Origin of the sequence: Streptomyces sp., from assembly GCF_036524955.1 — a bacterium.
Lineage (GTDB): Bacteria > Actinomycetota > Actinomycetes > Streptomycetales > Streptomycetaceae > Actinacidiphila.
Window position 1 is genome coordinate 1 of record NZ_DATDBG010000229.1, and the last position, 2,074, is coordinate 2,074.

At 73.8% G+C, this 2,074-nt stretch carries 2 protein-coding genes and 1 pseudogene; 1 reads left to right on the forward strand and 2 read right to left on the reverse strand.

The annotated features are described in order from the left end of the window. A partial coding sequence (locus VIW71_RS18500; RefSeq protein WP_331623454.1) for an SDR family oxidoreductase occupies nt 1-853 on the reverse strand: 853 nt, incomplete at its 3' end. 202 nt (nt 854-1,055) lie between these two features. Here VIW71_RS18500 and VIW71_RS18505 point away from each other — a divergent pair. Beyond that, nucleotides 1,056-1,727: a ScbR family autoregulator-binding transcription factor gene (locus tag VIW71_RS18505; protein ID WP_331623455.1), complete on the forward strand. Its 672-nt coding sequence runs from the start codon at nt 1,056-1,058 to the stop codon at nt 1,725-1,727. On the opposite strand, the pseudogene VIW71_RS18510 reads toward VIW71_RS18505, so the two are convergent. After that, nucleotides 1,705-2,074 (reverse strand): annotated as a pseudogene (locus VIW71_RS18510) (hypothetical protein); the annotation flags it as partial. The gene VIW71_RS18505 and the pseudogene VIW71_RS18510 overlap by 23 nt on opposite strands.

Genomic DNA, 2,074 nt, shown 5'->3' on the forward strand with positions numbered 1-2,074 from the left:
TGCCCCGTGCGGCGGCGAACGCCTCCCGGTGATCCCGCGCCCAGGCCCTGAAGGTGCCCGCGGGACGCCCCGTCAGCCGCTCGACCGTGTCGGTGACCCGGCGCTTGGCACCGTCCCGCTGCCGCTCGGCGCTGCGCAGCAGGGCCTCGACCACCGGTTCGGGGTGACGCGCACGCAGCGCGGCCCGCGCCTGCTCCGGCGTCAGCTCCTCGTACCGCAGCGGGACACCGAGTACGTCGGCCAGCTCGGCCGTCTGCCGCACGGCGCTGATCGCCTCCGGGCCGGTCAGGGTGTGGCTGCGGCCGGCATGCCCGGCCTCGGTCAGGGCGCGGACGGCCGCCTCCGCGATGTCCCGCGGGTCGACGCAGGCGTTCGGCGAGGACCCGTACAACCCGCGCACCACGCCCTCGGCGCGCACGGCGGCCGCCCAGGACAGGGTGTTGGACATGAACGCGCGCGGGCGCAGGAAGGTCCACTCCATCCCCGACTCCCGCAGCAGCCGCTCGTTCTCCCGCTGCCACCGCGTGACCAGATCGTGCGCGCCGGGGTCCTCGACGGCGGCGGAGGAGAGCTTGACCACGTGGCGGACCCCCGCCTGCCGCGCGACCCGGACGAACGCCGCGTCGTCACCGCCGCCGACCCGGCTGGTGACCAGGAACGCGGTGCGCACCCCCCGCAGCGCGCCGGCCAGCGAGGCCGCGTCCGCGTAGTCCCCGGCGACCACCTGCACCGTGCGGGGCGCCCCCGTCACCCTCGACGGGTCCCTGGCCATGACGCGCACCTCCAGGTCCGCCGGGACCCGGCGCAGCACCTCCCGCCCGACGGACCCGGTGACACCGGTGAGCAGGATCATCGGCCCCCTCCCCGCGCCGGCCGTCCGGCTGTCCCGGAGAACGACGGCATTCGGCCACGGCGCGTGGTCCAGAACCCCTCGTTCTCTCCCGCTCGGGGAAGGGCACCCCCAGCCTCGGGCGCTGTAAGATACAAACTGGACGGTTTTTTTATTAGACCCCTTCCGGCGGTTCGTCAAGGGAGAGACAAGGGGGAGACCAGGTTTGCAGGAACGGGCGATCCGTACGCGCAACGCGATCCTTTCCGCGGCGGCCAAGGTCTTCGAGGAGCGCGGCTTCCAGGCGGCGACGATCGCCGAGATCCTCGCCGCCGCCAGGGTGACCAAAGGCGCTCTGTACTTCCACTTCCAGTCCAAGGAGGATCTGGCCGAGGGGGTGCTGAGGGAGCAGGACGAGCAACTCGTCGTTCCGGAGCGCCCGTGCAAGGTGCAGCAGCTCGTGGACGTGGTCATGCTGCACGCCTACCGTCTGCAGACCGACTGCATGGTGCGCGCCGGCGTGCGGCTGACCATGGACCAGCACGCCAGCGGGATAGACCGCAGCGGCCCCTTCCTGCGCTGGACCGACACCTGCTCGCACCTCCTCGAGAAGGCCCAGGAGCAGGGCGAGACGCTTCCCCACGTGGCGCCCGCCGAGACCGCCGGCGTGCTGGTCGGCTCCTTCGCCGGCGTGCAGGCGATGTCCCAGGCCATCAGCGACTACGGGGACCTGATGACCCGTGTGGTCGAGCTGCTGCGCCACGTGCTGCCCAGTGTCGTGCAGTCCGCGGTGCTGACCTCCGTCGACCTGGCCGAGACCCGGGGAGCGAAGGTGTTCGCCGAAGCCCGGTCCCTGCGCGGCGAACGGGAAGCCGTCACGGACACCCCGAGGAGCTGACCGCCGGCTCACGGCCGGGAGGCGGGACGGGTGCGGTCGGCGGTCGTCCGGTTCGTCCGCCGCCCCCGGCCGACCCTCGGGGGCCAGGAGGACCGAAGTAGGCCGTCAGCGCCTCCGCGAGGCTGCCGCCGCCCGGCGCCCAGGCGATGTATCCGTCGGGACGGACCAGCAGCGCCTCCCACGGCGCGTCGGACGGCGCGGTGTCGCGGACGGTCTGCAGCAACCCGGCCCAGGGCGCGGCCTGCCGCCGGTACCGGTCCGCCCGCGCCCCGAACAGCAGCAGCAGGGGCCGCCCGCGGTGGAGCAGGGAGACGACATCGGCCCGGGCCCGGCCCGGCGACGTGGTG